This window comes from Bradyrhizobium sp. USDA 4461 (assembly GCF_054055655.1).
Window position 1 is genome coordinate 4,605,929 of sequence record NZ_JBSRXM010000001.1, and the last position, 19,805, is coordinate 4,625,733.

The following is a 19,805-nucleotide window of genomic DNA, read 5'->3' on the forward strand; positions in this document are numbered from 1 at the left end:
CAAGCTGCGTTCCACTGTCTCTAACGATCGGGTCCGGAACGCCATGGTCATGCGCGATATTGGAACGGTCGAGGTTGCCGTCGCATTGATGCCGGGACACCATAATTGGTCCCCTATGATGCAACCCGACGTCCGGAAGGGCATGCCTTCTGTCAAACTGTCGCGCGACGAATTTGAGCGGCGGTATCGAAGTCGCTTCGTCGATCCTGCGTTCAAGCTGTTGACTCGGGAGGTCGATGCGATCGTCGCTGCGGCGTGGGACGGCTATAGTCATTCGCGCAAAGCGCCGGCGACGCGTCAAGCGGGGCCCGGGTTTGCCGATCCGTCCTATGAGATCGCGAACGACTGGCTGGTGGCACGGCAGGCGATCCTGGAGGCACAGCGCCGTCATGACAAGGTTGACGAGCCGATGCGTATTCTCATCGTCAACGGATCACCGCGCAGTGACCACACCTGTCCTGGTGAGATGTCGAAGACGTGGCGGCTTGTCGAATTGGCCGAGCCGGTCTTTCGGCAAATGGGTCTTGCCGTGGATATTCTGGACCTGTCGAGACTGACCTCGGAATTCGGCAAGCAGATCCATCCTTGCAAGTCCTGCGTCGCGACCGCGATGCCGCTTTGCCACTGGCCATGCAGCTGCTACCCGAACTATTCACTGGGGCAAACCGACGATTGGATGAACGACATCTATCCGCTTTGGGTGGCGGCCCACGGAATTCTCATCATTACACCGGTGAACTGGTACCACGCTCCCGCGGGCTTGAAGGCGATGATCGACCGGCTGGTCTGCGCCGACGGCGGAAATCCGGATCCGTCGTCGACGCACGGCAAGCGAGCTGATGAGGCCAAGGCGCTGGAGCTAAAAGGCTGGTCGTATCCGCGCCATCTGGCCGGCCGCCATTTCGGCCTCGTGGTCCATGGGGATAGCGTTGGCGCCGAGACGCTGCGTCGATCATTGTCAGATTGGCTCACCGACATGAGTCTCCTCTCGAGCGGGCGCACCGGTGAGGCGGACGGCTACGTCGGGTATATGGAACCCTACGCAACGTCACACCAGGCGCTCGACAGGGATGCTGCATTCCAGCAGGAGGTCGTGAACGTTGCCCGTGCGCTCGGAAACGCCGTGCAGCTCGCCCGCGCGGGCAAGCTGGAAAATCCAGGCGCGGATATCTCCGATCCGATTCCGAAGTGATGCTCCCGTCAAACCCGATCGGCGCCCGGACCGGGAAGGACGTCATCCGTCAGCGCTAGGGCTGCCCAGATCCGCCAGCCGATCCATAAACCTGACCTGTCGCATAGCTGGCGTCACCAGCAGCGAGCTGGACGTAGATCGATGCGAGCTCGGCGGGTTGGCCGGGACGACCGAGCGGCGTCTGGCCGCCGAACTGCTCGAGCTTCTCCATCGACGCGCCGCCGGAGACTTGCAGCGGGGTCCAGATCGGACCGGGCGCGACACCATTCACCCGGATTCCCTTCGAGCCGAGTTGCTTGGCCAGCGATTTCACATAGTTCATGGTTGCGGCTTTGGTCTGGGCATAGTCGTAGAGCTCGGGTGAAGGGTCGTAGGCCTGCTCCGAGGTCGTCCCAATGATGCATGCGCCGGGCTTCAAGTGAGGCAGCGCAGCCTTGATGATCCAGAACGGGGCGTAGACGTTGGTCTTCATCGTCGCGTCGAAGTCGTCGGATGAGACATCAAGGATGGACTCTCGTGACTGCTGGCGGGCAGCGTTACACACGACGATGTCGAGACCGCCCAACCCCTCGACGGCGCGCGCCACCAGCTCCTGACAGAAGGTCTCGCTCCTGATGTCGCCGGGGATCGCGAGGCCGCGACGGCCCGCCGCCTCGATCAGACCAATGACCTCCTGTGCGTCGGGCTGCTCGCTCGGGAAGTAGTTGATCGCAACGTCGGCGCCCTCGCGCGCAAACGCGATGGCCGCGGCCCGGCCCATGCCGGAATCGCCGCCGGTGATCAGCGCCTTGCGGCCTGCCAGCCGATCCGACCCCTTGTAGCTGGTCTCGCCGTGATCGGGACGGGGGTCCATCCGGCACGCAAGACCCGGCCATGGTTGCGACTGCTTCCGGAACGGTGGTTTCGGATGGAGGATGGTCGGGTCCGTCAAGCCTTCGTGCCCCGCTTCCGCTCCGCGCCGAAGACCGGTGTTGGCCGTGAGGGCCCGCCTCGGTCGCTGTTCTCCTATCGAGTCGGTCATGGACGCCTCGTGTCGTTATCGCGGAACCGGCAATGCGGCTTTGTCAATCGCTCGCTAATTCCCAGGCTGTTGAACCGTTCCTGTCGCACGAGCCGATCATCAGTCAGCCCATCGCGATAGGAACGTTTGACCATCGCCGACCTTGATTGGTCGATCCGTGAAGCTTTTGCCGGACATGCCAATGGTCACGTCCGCGGACGCAGTTCATCAAGGATAGATCATGACGAGGAAGCGGCTGAGCGAGACGCTCGAGGTCGAGCCCTATTCGGGACCGTCGGGTGGTTGGGGTTCGGTGCGATCGCTGGCGAACAGCCTCACGCGGGAGCATGTCCCGTTCAAAGGCAGCCGTGTTCTGTTCCAGCAGAACAAGACCGGCGGCTTTATGTGCGTGAGCTGCGCCTGGGCCAAGCCCGCAGACCCCCGTGTGTTCGAGTTCTGCGAGAACGGCGCCAAAGCCACGACATGGGAGATCACACACAAGCGCGTCACACCGGAATTTTTTGCGACAAGGACCGTGACCGAGCTCGAAAGTTGGGATGATCATCACCTCGAAGCCGCCGGCCGGTTGACCCATCCGATGCGTTGGGACGCGGGGACCGACAAATACGTGCCGGTCAGCTGGGAAGATGCCTTTGCCGAGATCGGGCGGGAACTGCGGGCGCTGCACCCGGATAGTGCGGTGTTCTACACCTCCGGCCGCGCCTCGCTCGAGGCGTCCTTCATGTATGGCCTGTTCGCGCGCGCCTACGGTACCAACAATCTGCCCGACAGCTCCAACATGTGTCACGAGACCAGTTCGGTGGCGCTGCCGGAGAGCATCGGTGTTCCGGTCGGCACTTGCACGCTGGACGATTTCTACCAGACCGACTGCATCTTCTTCTTCGGGCAGAATGTCGGCACGTCAAGTCCGCGCATGCTGCACCAGCTTCAGGACGCCACGCGGCGCGGCGTGCCGATCGTCACCTTCAACCCGCTGCGCGAGCGCGGGCTGGAGGAGTTCGTCAACCCGCAGGCACCCGGCGAGATGCTGGCCGACGCGCCGACCCGGATAAGCTCGCAATATCACCAGGTCAGGTCCAGGGGCGACACCGCCGCCATCGTGGGCATTGCGAAGGCGCTGCTGGCGCGGGAGGACCGCGCCGATCCGAAGGATCCTGTGATCGATTGGGCCTTCGTCAACGAGCACACCCACGGCTGGGACGATTTCGCTGAAGCTGTGAATCTGTGCGAATGGTCGGAGATCGAAAAACGATCCGGCCTGAAGCGGGATGCGCTCGAAGCGGCCGCCGCGGTATATGCGCAGGCCAAGGCCGTGATGTTCATCTACGGCATGGGCCTGACGCAGCACGAGCAAGGCGTCGAGACCGTGCAGACCCTGATCAACCTGGCGTTGATGCGCGGCAACATCGGAAAGCCCGGTGCCGGTATCACTCCGGTGCGCGGCCATTCCAACGTCCAGGGGCAACGGACCGTCGGCATCACCGAGAAGCCCTCGATGGTGCCGGCCGACAAGATCAAGCAGCAGTTCGGCTTCGCCGTGCCGGAAAATAGGGGTGTCACGACGGTCGAGGCCTGCGCCAAGGTGATCGATGGCTCGGTGCGGGCGATGGTGCTGCTCGGCGGCAATCTGGTCCGCGCCGTTCCGGAGCATCGGCTGGTCGAGCCGGCATGGCGCAAGCTGCGCCTGACCGTCAACATCCTGACCAAGCTCAACCGCTCCGCGCTGGTCCACGGCGAGGTGTCGTTCATTCTGCCGTGCCTCGGCCGTATCGAGTTCGATGAGCAGGCTAGCGGCCGGCAAGCGGTGGCGATGGAGGACTCGACCGGCTGCATGCATGGCTCCCGAGGCCAGGTGGCACCGGCCAGCCCGCATTTGCTGTCGGAGCCGAGGATCATCGCGGAACTGGCCAAGGCGGCGGCGCCAGGACGCTCGAGTATTCCTTGGGACGATTGGGTGGCCGATTACAGCCGGATCCGCGACGCGATCGCGGCGATCTATCCCGAGATCTTCCACGACTTCAACGCACGGCTCTGGCAACCCGGTGGTTTTCACCGGCCGCTCGCGGCGCGTCAACGGCAATGGAAGACGAAGACGGGGAAAGCCAATTTCGTTGTGCCGACGTCGCTCGCCAGCGATCCAAAGGCGGAAACGCGCGACCCCGACGTGGTGCAGTTGATCACGTTGCGCAGCAACGGCCAGTTCAACACGACGATCTACAGCTATGATGATCGGTTCCGCGGCATCTATGGCTCGCGCCAAGTCGTGTTGATGCACCCAAGGGACATCGACCGCTTTGCGCTGAGGGAAGGCGCGATGGTGACGCTGGCAACTGCGGCGAGCGATGGTGTGACACGAGAGGTTGGCGGGCTGCGCGTCGTGGCCTATGACATTCCACCGGGATGCATCGCCGGCTACTATCCCGAGTGCAATCCGCTGTTGCCGCTATGGCATCACGAGACGAAGGCGAAGACACCGGCGGCGAAATCGATCCCGGTGCGGGTGAGGGCGGATGCTCCTGCTGCCTGAGGTCCCTCAGACGTGGGCAAAGCCGTCAAAAAGCCCGTCTGCGTCGAGGCCTCCACTGCAAACGCGCAAGTGTAACCGGAGCGATCCGGCTTTGCCTGTGCGATGGGGCTTATTCGTGCTCTCCCCGGCGAGATTGGGCTTTGTTGCTGACCGCGTGTCCGCATAGGAACTTTGGCATGGCGGCCAGCTTGTCATGGCGAATTCGAGCTGAGGAGGCTTGCATGAACCAGCTGATCTATCTGGTGGGACTGATCGTCGTCATTCTCGCGATATTGTCGTTCTTCGGATTGCGGTAGGCGCATCATGAATAACGAGCGAGAGCTTGCCGCGTCGGCCGACCGCAGGACCGGCCTTCGGGTGCAATGGAGCCCCGTGTTCGCCGGTGCGCTGGTCGCAACGGCCCTGTCGGTGATCCTGATCGGATTTGGTGCGGCGCTCGGATTGGGCGTGAGTTCCAGCTCGCCGTCATGGCGTGACGCATCGGCGGCGCTTGCTCTGCTGTCCGGGCTGTATCTGATCCTGCAGGCGCTGGCCAGCTTCGGCGTCGGCGGCTATATCGCCGGCCGCGCGCACCGCATCATCGGAGCGACACCGTCCGACATGATCGAGGGCAGCGATGGATTGCATGGCCTGACAGCCTGGGCGATCGCTGTCATTCTGGGGACGACGATCGTGGCGCTGGTCGGCCTGTCCGCCGCGCGCCCAGTGGTCCAGAGCCGCCCCTCCGCGACGGCCGCGGAGCCGTTGCTGAGCACCGAGCTCGACCACCTGTATCGATCGGCGCGGCGTCCCGCCAATATCGACATCGGCTACGAGCGCGCGGAAGCCGGCCGCATTCTACTGACCAGTTCCGGCCATAGCGGGATCAGCGCCGAGGATCACAGCTATCTGATCCAGCAGGTTGCCGCCGCGACCGGGCTCGCCGCCGCCGAGGCTGAGAAGCGTGTCGACAGCGTCATTGGCGATGCCCGAACCGCCATCCAGCGGTCGCGGCGCAGTGCGGTGATCCTAGCATTCTCGATTGCCGCAGCGCTGCTGTTCGGCGCGGTCGCCGCCTGGGCCGCGGCCTGTGCGGGCGGCAGGCATCGCGACGGTGCCGCGCTGCCGGAGTGGATGGGCGGCAGGCCGACCACGGCTGTGCCGGTGGTCTGATGTAATTCGGTCTGCGCGATGTCTTTCTGTGATCAGTACTGCGGCGTCCTGTCCGCACGGCGTGCGCGATTGTGGTTGCGAGCCGGAATCGTTGGGATACCTATGAAAAGATCGAGGCCGCGGGATCGTCAGCACGATGCCTACCGACTCTAGCTCGCCTGCTCGGAGATGTGCCGGACGGAGGCTCACCTATATTGATACGTCCTGGATTACTGGGAAGTCATCGAGGCCATGGCGGAAGTCCGATCCGTATTCTCCTAGAGGCTATTCGGAAGTTGCAAGTTCAGTTCGTTGAACCCGCCAATTTCGACGATCTTTTCAATGTCGCGTAGCGTCACGAGCTGACCGTTGATGTCGAGAATGCCGCGAGACCGAAATGATTGGAGAACCCGGTTAACGTGCACCGTGCTCAAGCCGAGGGCCTCGGCAAGTTTCGCCTGCGTAACGGGGAAACGAAACTGATCCTCGGCGACCATATCGATCGCGGCGAGGCGCTGACGCAGTTCAGCGACAAGGTAAGCCATGCGCGCAGCGGCGGTGCGCGTGCCAAGGCTGACGATCCACTCACGAAACAGCACTGCGTCAATCAAGGTTTCTCGCCACAAGGCCTCGGCTACCGCAGGCCGGGCATCGATGACTTTCCTCAGGGCTCGATGCTCAATAAAGCCGACGCGCGCGTCCGTCAGCGTGGTCAGGTCATGATCCATTCTTTTGAGGAGCATTCCATGCAAATCCGGCATGTCGCCCGCAATGTGAAACGACAGGATTTGCCGTTTGCCACCGTCCGAGACTTTCGCGCGGTAGGAGAAGCCGCTCAACATGACGCAGCAATGGCTACTGATGCTGCCTTCCTGGACGATGGATGTCCCAGGGCCAAGCTCTTTGACGCTTGAGACGATTGAACGCAGAGCCACGATGTCCTCTTCGGCGAGAGCCGTATGAAGCCTGACCTTGCGGATCATCATATCAATTGGCATCTTCGGCTCCCCGCCCGTCGAACTCGGCAACTCTGAAGACTTGTATTGAACCGCCGCAGTTGTGGGATTTACATAAGTTAAGTTCGGAACCCTTACGTGCGAAAGGCGAGAATCCTGGCAGCCGGTAGATTGCGCGCGGCCTCCGGCGGCAGCTTAGGAACCCATCGCCTCGTCTGCGCTTCTGTTCCTATGGAGATCGACATGAATAGAAAGCCTGTGACGCAGGATTCCGGCCGCTCGAACGACTGGGGTTCACATGCGCAAACCGATAAACCCTGGAAAGGCAATCCCGAAAAGGAACAGCGCTCCGGAGACGAGAAGCCCGACTTGGAAAAATGGCATGAATCGAACACGCAATAGTGGACGAGAACAGAAGGGCTGGCCCAAGGGCAGCCTTTCACTTCGCGATCGTCAACGATAAGCCTGTGATCGACCAAACCGGTCAGCCGCTCGATGATTGTGGTTAGACCGTTGCGACGGCCGGTGAGGGCGGACCGGGAACTCGTGGTCGGAACGCATGGAGAAGACTGATGGATATGGGCCTGGAAATCATCTATGGCATCGCAGCTTTCGTTCTCCTCACAGCCTTGATTTTCGGAGTGCTGCAGTATCACTTCCGCAACAGACGGGCGGTGCAGACAGGAGATGAGGTCGTCCGCGAACGATACGAGCGGAACGAGACGTGAAGAGCAAGCCGTGCGATCGGCTAATGGAGAATCGTCAGTTCAGCTCAATCGGACTCAATCCAGCTCAATCGGAGCTGACGTAGTTGGCGCGCCAAAGCAGTGCGGCGGCGACGAGCGCGACGATTCCAGCGGCAATTGCAATCCACGCTACATAGTCGGCCATTGGTCCATCACCAGCGCTCTGCTCCGCGAGCCAATTCGCGAAGCGGAGCATGGAACATCGGGTAGCTAGAATTGTGCGTGTTGGGTCGTCGGCCGGGAGATCTGGCTCAGAGCCGCACCTGTGCCATCGTTCGGCTGGATTTGGGCGATATCTCCGAGCGCAATGATGCCGACCAGGCGCTTGTCACGGTCCAACACGGGCAGGCGTCGAACCTGGATCGCTCCCATGTTCTGCGCGATGTCCTCAATCTCCTGATCCTCGAAACAATACTTCACTTCAGCGGTCATGATGTCGCCGACCCGTGACTCCGGGCCGCGGCCCGTTCCGATGCCACGAACCGCGATATCACGATCGGTGATCATCCCGACCAGACGATCATCGTCGGCAACCGGCAGCATGCCAACTCCCAGCGTTCCCATGGCTTCGGCAACGTCGCGGAGCGTGTCGTCGGGAGTGCACAGCTGGACCTCGGACGTCATTGCGTCGGATATTTTCATGATCGCCTCTCCATTTGATTGGTGCGTACTGGCCCAACGAGGCGGTCCGGAGCGGCGTTCCTAACTCTGTGCGGCGTTTACTTGCCGTTCTCGGTGGCGACGCCGGTCAGGACGCCGAGCGGGGGCCGCATCAAGTCCATCACCGCGAACGGACCAGAACGCTTGGCTCCTATCGTCCGGCCGGCTGCGGGCCAGCCGAGCCAAGGAATTCGCGCAGGCGTTTCGCATCGGCCGGCGCCGCGCTTTTCTGGTCGTTGTCGAAATAGACATACACGTCGCATCCCTGCCTCTTCCAGCTCCGGATGCGCTTCGCCCACTCCGAAAGCTCGGCTGGCCTGTAGTGGCCGCGGTACTGTCCGCCTGGACCATGGCCGCGGACGTAGACGAAGTCGGCCGTGCGCCTCCAGGGCGCGGGTGCGTCGTGGTGATCGGATATGCACAGAGCGATGTTGCGTGCTGCCAAAGTCTTAAGGATGCGCGGCTCGTACCAGCTCGGGTGACGGAATTCAAAGGCGTAACGCCGTCGCCGTTTCAGCAATTTAAGGAACGACGCCAGGCGGTCGGCGTCAACCGTGAAATTCGGCGGCAGCTGAAACAGGATCGGGCCGGCCTTGTTGCGCAGCAACGACAGACGATCTTCCAACAATTCGAGACTGTTGATCGAGTTATCGGAGAGGCGCTTCCAGTGCGTGATGAACTTTGATGCCTTCCAGGCGAAGACGAAATCCTTATCGGTGGCTTCGCGCCAGGCCACGACCGCATTCTCCGTGGGCGTGCGATAGAAGACGCCATTGAGCTCCGTGGTCGGGAACTGGCGAGCGTAGTAGTCGAGTTGTCGCTTGAGCGGCAATCCCTCGGGAAAAAACGGACCGCGCCATGACCGATAGTGCCAGCCGGATGTACCAATCAGGATGCGCGCCATGCGATGATCTAACCTCCCGATCGAGCCATCGTCGAGGACTTGCTGATGCGTTTGCGCACGACAAGTTCAGCCGCGGCTGTGGTCAGCGTCGGTAGATGGCGCCGAAGATCAGCGCGACCAGCGCGAAAGCCGCGATCGTCGCGGAAAATGCGATGTCGGCGACGATCGTATCGGTGAGGCTCGACAACACGCCGACACCAATCACGGGCACCGCGTTGCCTATGAAGCAGCACACGAAATAGGTCGAGACGACGGCCGCGCGCTGGTCGGCGGGCGCGATCTGATTGACGACCTGAAGGCTGCCGCGATAACCCAGCCCGGCGGATACGGCCACGATGGTAGTCGCTGCCAGCATGACCCAAAGCGACGCGGAAACCTGAGCGATCACGATCGCCGCGGCTGCAGGGATCATCAGCGCGAGCGACCATAGCATCGAGGTCCGGCTGGCAAGCGTCTGGGTCGCCACGATGACCAGCGCAACGACAATGGCGAGTTCGAACAACAGTGCTCCGCCGGCAGCGCGGTTCTCGATATGAAGATCGTGCGAAAGAATCGCGGGCATCAATGAGGCATAGAAGCCGACCAGTGCCATCAAACCGAAGCCGGTGATGGCAGGAGCCACGAATTGCGCCTGGATCGTTCGCGGTAGCGCCAATTTCGGCCGCATCTCGATCTGGCCATGATCGGGATTCCGCACGGTCTCCTGGGTGAACCAGATCAGCACCGCAACCGCGCACGCCACCACGAGATAGATCACGAACGAGAGCTGCAGCGGCCACGGCGCGTACTGCGCCAGCAGCCCTGACAGCAGTGCAGCAATTCCGAGGCCGATGAAGTTGGTACTGGTGCCGATGGTGGCCGCGCGCCCCTTTTCGGCTTCGCCGACCAGTTCGGCGAGCCAGGCATTGCAGGTGCCGCTCGCAAGGCCGATGCCAAGCCCGCTGAGGACACGGCCGATATATAGCCAGGTGATACCGTCGGCAAACAGGAAGACCAAAGCGGCGACGATCAGCACCACGGTCGCAGACAATGCCGTCACCCGCCGGCCTGCGCGGTCGGAGACGCGACCGAACAACAGCAGCGCGGCGATATTGCCGATCGCATAGGCCGCATAGATGAGTGTCAGGGTGATCTGCGAGAAGCCAAAGGCCTTCTGATAGATCAGGTATAGCGGCGTGATCAGGGTACTGAGAGCGAAGGCCGTGCCAAGCAGCATGCCGACCGCGGCGAGCGCCGCGGTATGCCGGAGTTCCATTCGTTGGGTGCGCATGGCGTCGAGCTGCGCCATTCGAATTGCCTCACGAAGCCGGGATGGTAAGGCAATCCGTCATGTGGCCGTTCGTTCCAACCGAAACGACCGGCCACCGCCGGCCTGCTACTTCCGGTTCTTATTCAGGTCCTGCGCCATCGCGAGATGGTGCTGCAGTGTCGGCAGGGTCGTTCCGGCCCAGTCCTTCAGTTTCGAATCGTCGCCGCCCTTGGCGTAACGCTCGAACAGAGAGACTGCGTCCTTGTGGGCGCTGACCTGCATCGGATCATATTCGCTGGCGAAATCGTCCGGCTTGGTGTTGCGCAGCACGTCGAGTTTCTTCTGAGAGCTGTCGTCCAGGCCCGTCGGCAATGCCGTCTTCATCTCGCCGCTGACCAACCCCTTCAACTCGGTACTGGTCTTGGTATGGTCGGTCACCATCTGATCAGCGAATTTCTTCTCCGCGGCATTGCCCTTCTGCTGGGCGATCTTGGCTGCCTCAATCTCCAGCATATCGCTGGTCGCGGCTTCCTTGATGAAGTCTGCCGTCTTCGGTGCAACGCCAAGCACGGAATTGACGCCGGTCTTCTCGCTCACCGATTGCGCCAGCGCCGGCGGGGCCAGAGCACAGCACATTGCAAGAGCCATGATGGTTCTCTTCATCGCCCGCTCCTCAAGCCGCTTCGGCATTGATGGCGCTGACCGCGAGCTTGGTGAGCGTCTCATCGGTCTTCTTTTCCTCTGCCAGGGTCTGGTCGATGAGCTTGACGGCGTCCTTCATGCTGAGCCGGCCGGCCCAGGCCTTCAAAGTGCCGTAGCGGGCGATCTCGTAATGCTCGACCGCCTGGGCCGCCGAGAGCAGGCCTGCATCGAGCGCGGGCGTGTCGGCGTACTCCTCCATGATCTCCTTGCCTTCGTCGAGGATTCCTTCGATGGCATCGCACTTCTTGCCGCGCGCGGGCTTGCCCATCAGATCGAAGATCTGCTCGAGCCGCTCGATCTGTCCTTCCGTTTCGTCATGGTGCTTCTCGAAGGCAGCGCGCAGCTGGTCGGAATCGGCCGCCTTCGCCATGCGCGGCAGCGCCTTGAGGATCTGCTTCTCGGCGTAATAAATGTCCTTGAGGGTTTCGAGGAAAAGGGCGCTGAGGTCTTTCTCCGGCATAGCTCGCTCCGTGGGTTGGGGTGGTCCGGACGTCTCAACACGGTTGCGGAGAGCAAGTTCCTATCGCTGGTTGCGGCGCGACAAGGCGTCGCCGGGTCTCTCGGTTCGGCGTGGTACGAGGTCTCGCCTCGTTGCGAAGTCTTGCCGCAAGTCAGCTGCGGAACGAAGCTTCAGCGGGCCAGTTGGATGGTCTCATCTTTCAACGGAGAACCGCGATGGACTGGAATCGTGTCGAAGGCAACTGGAAGCAGATGAAGGGCAAGGTCAAGGAGCAATGGGGCAAGCTTACCGACGACGACCTCGACGTGATCGCCGGCAAGCAGGACCAGCTCGAAGGCCGTCTGCAGCAGCGCTACGGCTATGCAAAGGATCAGGCCGCAAGGGAAGTGAACGACTGGTATGGCCGCCAGAAATGGTGAGCATCGCATTCGGGGCCCCGCCTTGGCGGGGCCTCTGCGTACCATGCTGCCGAATTCGAGGCGCAGCTTGATACGGGGCGAGCGGCTGACCCGGCAAGTAACAGGCGTCGGCGGGCGCGCGCGGGCATGAAGGCGGGCATGAAGAATGGTCCGAAAGGAGTATCCCGACCAAGCCGCAGCATAGGAACCGGCGCAAGTGGCCCACGTTTGCCAAGGGTTGGGTGCGACGGGCTTCCCCCATGCAGCGTCGATCATTCCTGCTTTCGCTGGCAGCCTCCTTGGCGAGCACGACATCGCTGAGCCGGGCGGCTTTGATCCGCGATCACGTGCCCTGGGCTCCGCACCCGATGTCGGTGCCGACGATCGAGCCGCTGGGCCCCTGGCAATTCTTCACCGCCGACGAGGCGCGCGCTATGGAAGCGATCGTCGATCGGATCATTCCGCCGGATCCCGAGACACCAGGTGGCAAAGATGCTGGCTGCGCCGTGTTCATCGATCGTCAGCTTAAGGGCGCCTATGGCGCGAATGAGGGTCTATACATGCTCGGTCCCTACATCAAGGGCAGCAAGGAGCAGGGACCGCAATCGCAGACCCCGCATGCCGAGCTCTATCGCAAGGGACTGGCGGAGCTCGATGCTTTCTGCCGGTCAAGCCAGGGCGGCAGGCCATTTGCCGAGTTGAGCGCCGATCAGCAGGACGCGGTGCTCAAGAAGATTGAGGCCGGCGAGGCCAAGTTCGACGGTGTGGATGCGCAGGGGTTCTTCGACGCCCTATTGAAGGACGTGCCGGAAGGCTTCTTCTCGGATCCGATCCATGGCGGCAACCGCGACATGGTCGGCTGGAAGATGATCGGCTTTCCCGGCATCCGTTACGACTATCGCGACTGGGTGAAGCGGCACAACGAACGCTATCCCTATCCCCCCGTCGGCATTGCCGGCCGCGCCGACTGGACACCTGCAAAATCTTGAGCACCAACCATGGCCCGCAAGCTGCCAAGAAAGGATGTCGTGATCGTCGGTTTAGGGTGGACCGGCTCGATCATGGCCCACGAACTCGCCGAGGCCGGGCTCGACGTGGTGGCGATCGAGCGCGGCCCGTGGCGTAACACCGCGACCGATTTTCCGCCGGGTTATGCGGCGGACGAGCTGCGCTACCGCATCCGTCATGAGCTGTTCCTGCGTCCGGACCAAACCACCTTCACCTTCCGCAACAAGATGAACCAGACGGCGCTGCCGATCCGCAGCTGGGGCGCGTTCATGCCGCCGAATGGCGTCGGGGGCGGCGGCGTGCACTGGAATGCGGAGACCTGGCGGTTTCTGCCGTCGGATTTCGTGCTGCGCACGCATCTGACCGAGCGCTACGGTGCGAACTTCATGCCCGAGGATATGACGATCCAGGACTGGGGCGTCCCCTATGACGAGCTCGAGCCGCATTACGACAAGTTTGAGTATCTGTGTGGCACATCGGGGCAGGCTGGCAATGTCAAAGGCAAGATCATCGAGGGTGGCAATCCCTTCGAGGGACCGCGATCGAGGCCCTATCCAAATCCGCCGCAGGACCAGCCGTTCGGTGCCACGCTGTTCGCCAAGGCAGCCCGCGACCTCGGCTACAAGCCGTTCCCGCAGCCATCGGGCAACATGTCACGCGCCTACCAGAATCCGCTCGGAGTTCGGCTCGGACCCTGCACCTATTGCGGCTTCTGCGAATGGTTCGGCTGCGGCAACTATTCGAAGGCCTCGCCGCAGACAACGATCCTTCCGGCGCTGATCCGCAAGCCGAATTTTTCGGCGCGGGACAACAGCGAGGTGGTACGGATCGATCGCGACAGCTCGGGCAAACGCGCGACCGGCGTCACCTTCGTCGACACTGACGGCAACGAGTGGGAGCAGCCGGCTGACCTCGTGGTGTTGTCGGCCTATACGATCTTCAATGTGCAACTGCTCCTGCTGTCCGGGATTGGCAAACCCTACGATCCCAATGCCAAGAGCGGCGTGATCGGCCGCAACTTCACCCACCAGACCATCTCCGATGTCGTCAGCTTCTTCGACCCGGCAAGATTTATCTTCAATCCCTTCATCGCATCGGGTGCGATCGGGATGTGCATCGACGAATTCAACGGCGACAATTTCGATCACGGGCCGCATGGCTTCGTCGGCGGCGGCTATATGGGGCAGGTGCAGACCAACGGCCGGCCGATCGAGACCACCCCGGTGCCGCCGGGAACGCCGCTGTGGGGCGCGCAATGGAAGAAGGCGGTCAAGGAGAACTATCAGAGCGCCCTGAAGCCGGGCACCGGCGTGCACGGCAGCATGTACAGCTACCGCGATGTCTATGTCGATCTCGATCCGACCTACAAGGACCGCTTCGGCCGCCCGCTCGGGCGTATCACCATGGATTTCCATGACAACGAGATCAAGCAGAACAGGTTCTTGACCGACAAGTTTGCCGAGATATTCCAGGCGATGGGCGCCCGACAGGTGCACAAGGAGTACCGCAGAGGGCCTTACGACATCACGAAATATCAGACCACGCATCTGTGCGGCGGCGCGATCATGGGCACTGATCCTGCGACCAGCGCGTTGAACCGCTATTTGCAGAGCTGGGACGTGCCGAATCTGTTCGTGCTGGGCGCCAGCGCCTTTCCGCAGAACGCCGGCTACAATCCGACCGGCACGGTCGCGGCGCTGGCCTATTGGGCCGCGGACGCGATCCGCGGCAAGTATCTGAAGAGCCCGGGACAGTTGATCGATGCCTAGGCCGCCGCAACTCGCGCTGATGGCTGCTGCATTGGTGGCAAGCGGCGGAGCGGCGATTGGCGCGGGCTCGCAGGACTTTGCCGCCATCGAGCGCGGCCGTTATCTCGCCAATGCCGCCGATTGCGGCAGCTGCCACACCATGCCGGGCAGCGGACAGCCGTTCGCCGGCGGCCGACCGATCGAGACGCCATTCGGCGTACTGGTCGCGCCGAACATCACGCCGGACCGCGACACTGGCATCGGCGCCTGGAGCGATGCAGAATTCGATGCGGCGGTGCGACAGGGAATCCGCCGAGACGGCAAGAGGCTGTATCCGGCAATGCCGTATCCGTACTTCACCCGGATGTCGCGCCAGGACGTCAAGGACGTTCGCGCCTATCTTTCGACGATCGCACCGGCGCGCAATGCCGTTGCCAGCAACAAGCTGCCGTTTCCACTGAACATCAGGTTCATGATGGCCGCCTGGGACAGGCTGTACTTTGCGCCGGGTGAGTTTCACGGCGACCCTGCCAAATCGCAGGACTGGAATCGAGGCGCCTACCTGGTGCAGGGGCCGGGCCATTGCGGGGCCTGCCATACGCCCAAGACGCTGCTTGGCGGCGACAAGGCATCAGCGTCCTTGCAGGGCTATACGCTGCAAGGTTGGGTGGCACCCGACATTACCAGTGGAGAGGGGCCGCTTGCATCGTGGTCCGCGGACGATCTGGCGCAGTACCTCAAGACCGGCCACAATCGCTTTGCCGCGGCCGCCGGCCTGATGGGCGAGGTCGTCGATCTCTCGACCTCGAAGTTGAAGGACGAGGACGTCAAGGCGATGGCGACGTATCTCAAGGACGTCAGCGGACCCAAGGCCGCGGTGGACAGTTCGACTGACCAAAAGGTGCTTACGGCCGGCGGCGCGATCTATCAGGACCTCTGTTCGGCCTGTCACAAATCCGACGGCACCGGCGTGCCGAACCTGATCCCTGATCTCTCGCACGCGGCAACCGTCGACACCGGCGACCCGACGACCGTGTTGCGGGTGATCCTGCAGGGTGCGCAGAGCGTGGCGACCGATCGCGAGCCGACCGGGCCCGCGATGCCGGCGTTCGGCTGGCAGCTCAACAACGCGCAGGTCGCCGCCGTTGCCACCTATGTCCGCAACCATTTGGGCAAGGGGCCGGCCGTCAGCGAGGCACAGGCCAGGACGGAACGCGCGGCGCTGCAAGCCAGAACCAACTAATTCAGGTCCGGGTCAGGAAATCCATCAAGCCGAGCCATAGCAGGATGCCGAGCCAGAACAATCCGGCGCCGGCAAACAAAAGGGTCAGGGCGCCGCGATGTCGCAGCTCCATGAAGATGGCGGCGACCACGGCCGCCTTGGCGGTGCCGATCCCGATGGCGACGATTGCATTCGCGCTGCCGAGCGGAACATAGGCGATCGTCACGGTCAGTGCGAGCAGGCCAAGCAGGCCAAGCCATGCGGCGACCAGTGGGAGCGAGGGGCGGGATTGCGTCATGCGGTCGACCTTCCCGGCAGGTAGATCAGCGCAAACAAGAATATCCAGACGATGTCGACGAAATGCCAGTACAGTGCCGCGCTGTGCAGTGCCGCGCGATGCCGAGTCGAAGGGGCATTGCGGCAGAGCAGAGCGAGCACTGCCAACAGACCGATGCCGATGACCATATGGAGCGCGTGGATTGCGGTCGCGATGAAGTAGAAGATGAAGAACAGTTGAGCACCGTTTGCGAGGTCGCCTTTGAATTGGAAGTCGACACCCGGCACGAGGTGCTCCTCGTACTCGCCATGATACTCAAAGCCCTTGAGCGCGATGAAGGCGAGCCCGAGACAGATCGCGCCGGCGAGCAGCCCGGCGGCCAATCTTCGCGTCTCCGCCGAGAATATCTCGACGGCCCAGGCGACCAGAAAACTCGAGGTGAGCAGGATCGCGGTGTTGGCCGTTCCAACCGCGATCTCCGTGTGTCGACTGCCTGCCGCAAAGCCCTGTGGATAGGCGTGACGATAGACGAAATAGCTGAGCAGCAGGCCGCCGAACAGCAGAACCTCGGTCGCGATGAAGACCCACATGCCGAGTTCGGCGGACTCATCGCGATGGCTGACCGACGTGAACTGCGGTGCAAAGGCGGGACTCTCAGGCATTCTGCGGCTCCGCTTCGAACTTGCGGGAGTATTGATAGGGCGCACGTGTCACGACGGGCTGGACGTCGAAATTGTGCTCCGGCGGAGGCGACGAGGTCTGCCATTCGAGCCCCGGCGCGTCCCACGGATTTGCCGACGCGCGCGCGCCGAAGAAAACGGAATAGCCGAGATAGAACAGCGGCAGCAGATAGGCGGCGGCCAGGATGGTCGCGCCTCCCGACGACAATACGTTCCAGACCTGGAATTCCGGCGGATAGACATGATAACGCCGCGGCATGCCTTCCACGCCGAGGATGAATTGCGGGAAGAAGGTCAGATTGAATCCGAGGAAGATCAGGATTGCCGCGGCCCGCGCCAAGTACTCCGAATAGAGCCGGCCCGTGATCTTCGGCCACCAATAATGCAGCCCGCCGAAATAGGCCGTCACCATGCCGCCGACCATGATGTAGTGGAAGTGCGCGACCACGAAATAGGTATCGGTGGCGTGCACGTCGAAGGCAAGGCAGGCGAGGAACAGGCCGGTGAGCCCGCCGATCGTGAACAGACCGATGAAGGCGAGCGCATAGAGCATCGGCGCGTCAAACCGCAACGAGCCCTTGTGCAGCGTGGCGGTCCAGTTGAACACCTTGATCGCCGAGGGGACGGCGACGACGAAGCTCATGAAGGAGAATACGAGGCTTGCCAGCAGCGATTGCCCGGTCACGAACATGTGGTGGCCCCAGACCAGGAAGCCGAGCGCTGCGATCGCAAGGCTGGCCCAGGCCACGAATTTGTAGCCGAACACCTGCTTGCGAGAGAAACATGAGATCAACTCGTTGATCACGCCCATTCCGGGCAGGATCATGATGTAGACGGCGGGGTGCGAGTAGAACCAGAACAAATGTTGGAACAGCAACGGGTCGCCACCGATCCGCGGGTCGAAGAAGCCGACGCCGAAGAAGCGCTCGACCGCAATCAGCACCAGCGTGATCGCCAGTACCGGAGTGGCTAACACGAGGATCACCGACGTCGCGTAGAGGGACCAGAGAAACAGCGGCAGCCGGTACCAGGTCAATCCCGGCGCGCGCAGCCGGTGAATGGTGACAATGAAACTGAGCCCGGTCAGGATCGACGAGAAGCCCGCGATGAAGACGCCTGCTGCGGCGACCATGACGTAGCTGTTGGAATAGAGCGTCGAGAACGGAGTGTAGAAGGTCCATCCGGTATCGATGCCGCCGGCCAGGATCGCAAACAACGTCACGCTGCCGCCGAGCATGAAGATGTACCAGCTCAGCAGGTTCAGCCGTGGGAAGGCGAGGTCGCGCGCGCCGATCATCAGCGGCACGATGAAGTTGCCGAGCGTGTTGGGGATCGACGGGATCAGGAAGAACCACACCATGATGATGCCGTGCATGGTGAACAGGCGGTTGTATGTGTCGTCGCTGACGAGATCGGCCTGGGGCGTGGCAAGCTCGATCCGCATGGCGGTCGCTGCCGCGCCGCCGACGAAGAAGAAGAAGGTGAGGCTCGCGAAATAGAGGATCGCGATCCGCTTGTGGTCGGTGGTGAAGAACCACGAACGAAGCGTGTAGTGGACGGTGAGGTAATCGGGTTCGGTCATGGCACTCGACCCAGCGATTTGATGTAGAGGACCAGACGAAGCAACTGGTCCTCGGTGACCTTCCCCGCGAAAGACGGCATCAGGGGCTCGTAACCCGCGGCGATCTGGCTGCGGGGCAGCAGGATGGAATCGCGGATATATTTGTCGTCGGCAATCACAGTGCTGCCGTCGGACAGCGGCACCGGGCGTCCGTAAACCCCGTCCAGCTGCGGAGCATGGATCTTGCTGCCTGCGCTATGACAGCCGCTGCATCCGAGTTCGCGAAACAGGGCGCCGCCTTCATCCGCGAGCGGGCTCGCAGGCGCCTGCTGCGTGAGCCAGTCGGCGAACTCGACTTGCTCCATCACCACGATTTCGCCGGTCATTCCGGAATGCGCGCTGCCGCAATATTCGGCACAGAACAGGTGATAATGCCCGGCCTTCTGCGCGGTGAGTTCGAGGTCCTGATAGCGGCCGGGAACCACGTCGTGCTTCAGCCGGAGCGCGGGAACGAAGAAGCTGTGAATGACGTCCTGCGAGGCCATCACCAGCCGGATCGGCCGGTCGACCGGCATATGCAACACGTTGATCTCGGATTGGCCTCCGGGGTGTTGGACTTTCCACATCCACTGTTTGGCGACCACGAAAGCCGTCAGCTCGTCAGGTGGCCTGCGGTAGATTTCGAAGTAGACGCCGGCGCCCGAGACAAACAGCGCGAGAAAGCAGAGCAGGGACGCCGTGGTCCAGCTGACCTCCCAGTGCCAGCTCTTGGCCTCGTGGTTCTCGCGGTCGACCTCGTTGCCGGCGCGGTAGCGTACGCAGAACAGCGCTAGCAGGAAGAACAGCAGTCCCAGCACGAGCGCGCTGGCGATCAACAGGCCGGCGAACAGCAGATCGACGTCGCCGCCTTCCGGAGACACGCCGGGGTGCCAGAACGGAATCCACTGGCGCCACATGCTCAGGTCACCGCCGGTGACAAGGCGGAGAGATCGCAGTTCATGCGGTAGGCCATCCCGGCAGGCCCTTTCGCAGCAGCATCTCAATGGCGCGCTCGATCGGCACGCGCACGATCCCGCGGTCGCGATCGACCCAGCCATAGCTGCCGGTCATCTCGGCATCCTCACGGCGCGCGCGTTCGAGTTCGTCCGATGGGGTGACTTCGAGTGGCGGAGCGTTTGAGCTCAGTGCCGGCCGCGCGGCGGGACTGGCGTGGCGTAACGATTGCGGAAAGATCAGCGGCATTGCGATGGGAACAATCAGCACGAACGCACCCAGACCGGCTGCGATCCAGGCGACGGCATTGGTCGCGATGTCCGACCGTTCGAAGTCGAATCCGCTGGTCTGAGCCATGTTCCGGGTCCTA

Annotated in this window: 21 protein-coding genes; 9 read left to right on the forward strand and 12 right to left on the reverse strand. The window is 62.4% G+C overall.

The annotated features are described in order from the left end of the window. Positions 1 to 115: 115 nt before the first annotated feature. Positions 116 to 1,192 carry a flavodoxin family protein gene (locus ACVINW_RS21250; protein WP_456756462.1) on the forward strand — a complete coding sequence of 359 codons (1,077 nt, stop codon included), beginning with the start codon at positions 116 to 118 and terminating at the stop codon, positions 1,190 to 1,192. A gap of 55 nt (positions 1,193 to 1,247) precedes the next feature. On the opposite strand, the gene ACVINW_RS21255 is transcribed toward ACVINW_RS21250, so the two are convergent. Continuing rightward, positions 1,248 to 2,213, reverse strand: coding sequence for an SDR family oxidoreductase (locus ACVINW_RS21255; RefSeq protein WP_456753084.1), 966 nt, complete (start codon positions 2,211 to 2,213; stop codon positions 1,248 to 1,250). Positions 2,214 to 2,433: 220 nt separating this feature from the next. Here ACVINW_RS21255 and ACVINW_RS21260 point away from each other — a divergent pair, with 220 nt between their 5' ends. Together ACVINW_RS21260 and ACVINW_RS21265 are read left to right on the forward strand one after the other, a co-directional pair. Further along, positions 2,434 to 4,740: an FdhF/YdeP family oxidoreductase gene (locus tag ACVINW_RS21260; protein WP_456753085.1), complete on the forward strand. Its 2,307-nt coding sequence runs from the start codon at positions 2,434 to 2,436 to the stop codon at positions 4,738 to 4,740. A gap of 303 nt (positions 4,741 to 5,043) precedes the next feature. Beyond that, positions 5,044 to 5,892 carry a hypothetical protein gene (locus tag ACVINW_RS21265; protein WP_456753086.1) on the forward strand — a complete coding sequence of 283 codons (849 nt, stop codon included), beginning with the start codon at positions 5,044 to 5,046 and terminating at the stop codon, positions 5,890 to 5,892. Between the two features lie 257 nt (positions 5,893 to 6,149). Here ACVINW_RS21265 and ACVINW_RS21270 read toward each other — a convergent pair whose 3' ends face one another. Next, complete coding sequence (locus tag ACVINW_RS21270; protein WP_456753087.1) at positions 6,150 to 6,869, reverse strand: Crp/Fnr family transcriptional regulator; 720 nt, start codon at positions 6,867 to 6,869, stop codon at positions 6,150 to 6,152. A 201-nt stretch (positions 6,870 to 7,070) separates the two neighbouring features. Between ACVINW_RS21270 and ACVINW_RS21275 the strand changes: the two genes are divergently transcribed. Together ACVINW_RS21275 and ACVINW_RS21280 are read left to right on the forward strand one after the other, a co-directional pair. Next, positions 7,071 to 7,229: a hypothetical protein gene (locus tag ACVINW_RS21275; protein WP_456753088.1), complete on the forward strand. Its 159-nt coding sequence runs from the start codon at positions 7,071 to 7,073 to the stop codon at positions 7,227 to 7,229. Between the two features lie 170 nt (positions 7,230 to 7,399). Next, on the forward strand, positions 7,400 to 7,555 hold the full coding sequence (locus tag ACVINW_RS21280; RefSeq protein ID WP_456753089.1) for a hypothetical protein: 156 nt from the start codon (positions 7,400 to 7,402) through the stop codon (positions 7,553 to 7,555). Positions 7,556 to 7,783: 228 nt separating this feature from the next. On the opposite strand, the gene ACVINW_RS21285 is transcribed toward ACVINW_RS21280, so the two are convergent. The 5 genes from ACVINW_RS21285 to ACVINW_RS21305 form a co-directional block, all read right to left on the reverse strand. Continuing rightward, positions 7,784 to 8,215, reverse strand: a complete 432-nt coding sequence (locus ACVINW_RS21285) for a CBS domain-containing protein (protein ID WP_456753090.1) — start codon at positions 8,213 to 8,215, stop codon at positions 7,784 to 7,786. Positions 8,216 to 8,384: 169 nt separating this feature from the next. After that, positions 8,385 to 9,137 (reverse strand): DUF72 domain-containing protein, encoded by a 753-nt coding sequence (locus ACVINW_RS21290; protein ID WP_456753091.1) that lies wholly within the window; start codon positions 9,135 to 9,137, stop codon positions 8,385 to 8,387. Between the two features lie 82 nt (positions 9,138 to 9,219). Beyond that, positions 9,220 to 10,425 carry an MFS transporter gene (locus tag ACVINW_RS21295; RefSeq protein WP_456753092.1) on the reverse strand — a complete coding sequence of 402 codons (1,206 nt, stop codon included), beginning with the start codon at positions 10,423 to 10,425 and terminating at the stop codon, positions 9,220 to 9,222. An 87-nt stretch (positions 10,426 to 10,512) separates the two neighbouring features. After that, on the reverse strand, positions 10,513 to 11,049 hold the full coding sequence (locus ACVINW_RS21300; RefSeq protein WP_456756463.1) for a DUF4142 domain-containing protein: 537 nt from the start codon (positions 11,047 to 11,049) through the stop codon (positions 10,513 to 10,515). A gap of 10 nt (positions 11,050 to 11,059) precedes the next feature. Next, positions 11,060 to 11,548, reverse strand: coding sequence for a YciE/YciF ferroxidase family protein (locus ACVINW_RS21305; protein WP_456753093.1), 489 nt, complete (start codon positions 11,546 to 11,548; stop codon positions 11,060 to 11,062). Positions 11,549 to 11,763: 215 nt separating this feature from the next. Between ACVINW_RS21305 and ACVINW_RS21310 the strand changes: the two genes are divergently transcribed. The 4 genes from ACVINW_RS21310 (at position 11,764) to ACVINW_RS21325 (ending at position 15,945) form a co-directional block, all read left to right on the forward strand. Beyond that, positions 11,764 to 11,967 carry a CsbD family protein gene (locus ACVINW_RS21310; protein WP_456753094.1) on the forward strand — a complete coding sequence of 68 codons (204 nt, stop codon included), beginning with the start codon at positions 11,764 to 11,766 and terminating at the stop codon, positions 11,965 to 11,967. Positions 11,968 to 12,206: 239 nt separating this feature from the next. Beyond that, entirely contained in the window at positions 12,207 to 12,935 is a 729-nt protein-coding gene (locus ACVINW_RS21315; protein ID WP_456753095.1) for a gluconate 2-dehydrogenase subunit 3 family protein, read from the forward strand. 9 nt (positions 12,936 to 12,944) lie between these two features. Next, positions 12,945 to 14,723, forward strand: a complete 1,779-nt coding sequence (locus ACVINW_RS21320; RefSeq protein WP_456753096.1) for a GMC family oxidoreductase — start codon at positions 12,945 to 12,947, stop codon at positions 14,721 to 14,723. Continuing rightward, a complete protein-coding gene (locus ACVINW_RS21325) occupies positions 14,716 to 15,945 on the forward strand; it encodes a c-type cytochrome (RefSeq protein WP_456753097.1) in 1,230 nt (409 codons plus the stop codon). Before ACVINW_RS21320 ends, ACVINW_RS21325 begins: the two co-directional genes overlap by 8 nt. Before the next feature lies 1 nt (position 15,946). Here ACVINW_RS21325 and ACVINW_RS21330 read toward each other — a convergent pair whose 3' ends face one another. Genes ACVINW_RS21330 through ACVINW_RS21350 form a run of 5 tightly spaced genes read right to left on the reverse strand, consistent with a single transcriptional unit; the run spans position 15,947 to position 19,792 of the window. Continuing rightward, positions 15,947 to 16,222, reverse strand: a complete 276-nt coding sequence (locus ACVINW_RS21330; RefSeq protein ID WP_456753098.1) for a cytochrome C oxidase subunit IV family protein — start codon at positions 16,220 to 16,222, stop codon at positions 15,947 to 15,949. Continuing rightward, positions 16,219 to 16,863: a cytochrome c oxidase subunit 3 gene (locus ACVINW_RS21335; RefSeq protein WP_456753099.1), complete on the reverse strand. Its 645-nt coding sequence runs from the start codon at positions 16,861 to 16,863 to the stop codon at positions 16,219 to 16,221. Before ACVINW_RS21335 ends, ACVINW_RS21330 begins: the two co-directional genes overlap by 4 nt. After that, positions 16,856 to 18,463, reverse strand: a complete 1,608-nt coding sequence (ctaD, locus tag ACVINW_RS21340; RefSeq protein ID WP_456753100.1) for a cytochrome c oxidase subunit I — start codon at positions 18,461 to 18,463, stop codon at positions 16,856 to 16,858. Before ctaD ends, ACVINW_RS21335 begins: the two co-directional genes overlap by 8 nt. Continuing rightward, positions 18,460 to 19,398 carry a cytochrome c oxidase subunit II gene (coxB, locus tag ACVINW_RS21345; RefSeq protein WP_456753101.1) on the reverse strand — a complete coding sequence of 313 codons (939 nt, stop codon included), beginning with the start codon at positions 19,396 to 19,398 and terminating at the stop codon, positions 18,460 to 18,462. Before coxB ends, ctaD begins: the two co-directional genes overlap by 4 nt. Positions 19,399 to 19,438: 40 nt before the next feature. Next, positions 19,439 to 19,792, reverse strand: coding sequence for a hypothetical protein (locus tag ACVINW_RS21350; protein WP_456753102.1), 354 nt, complete (start codon positions 19,790 to 19,792; stop codon positions 19,439 to 19,441). Between the last annotated feature and the right edge of the window lie 13 nt (positions 19,793 to 19,805).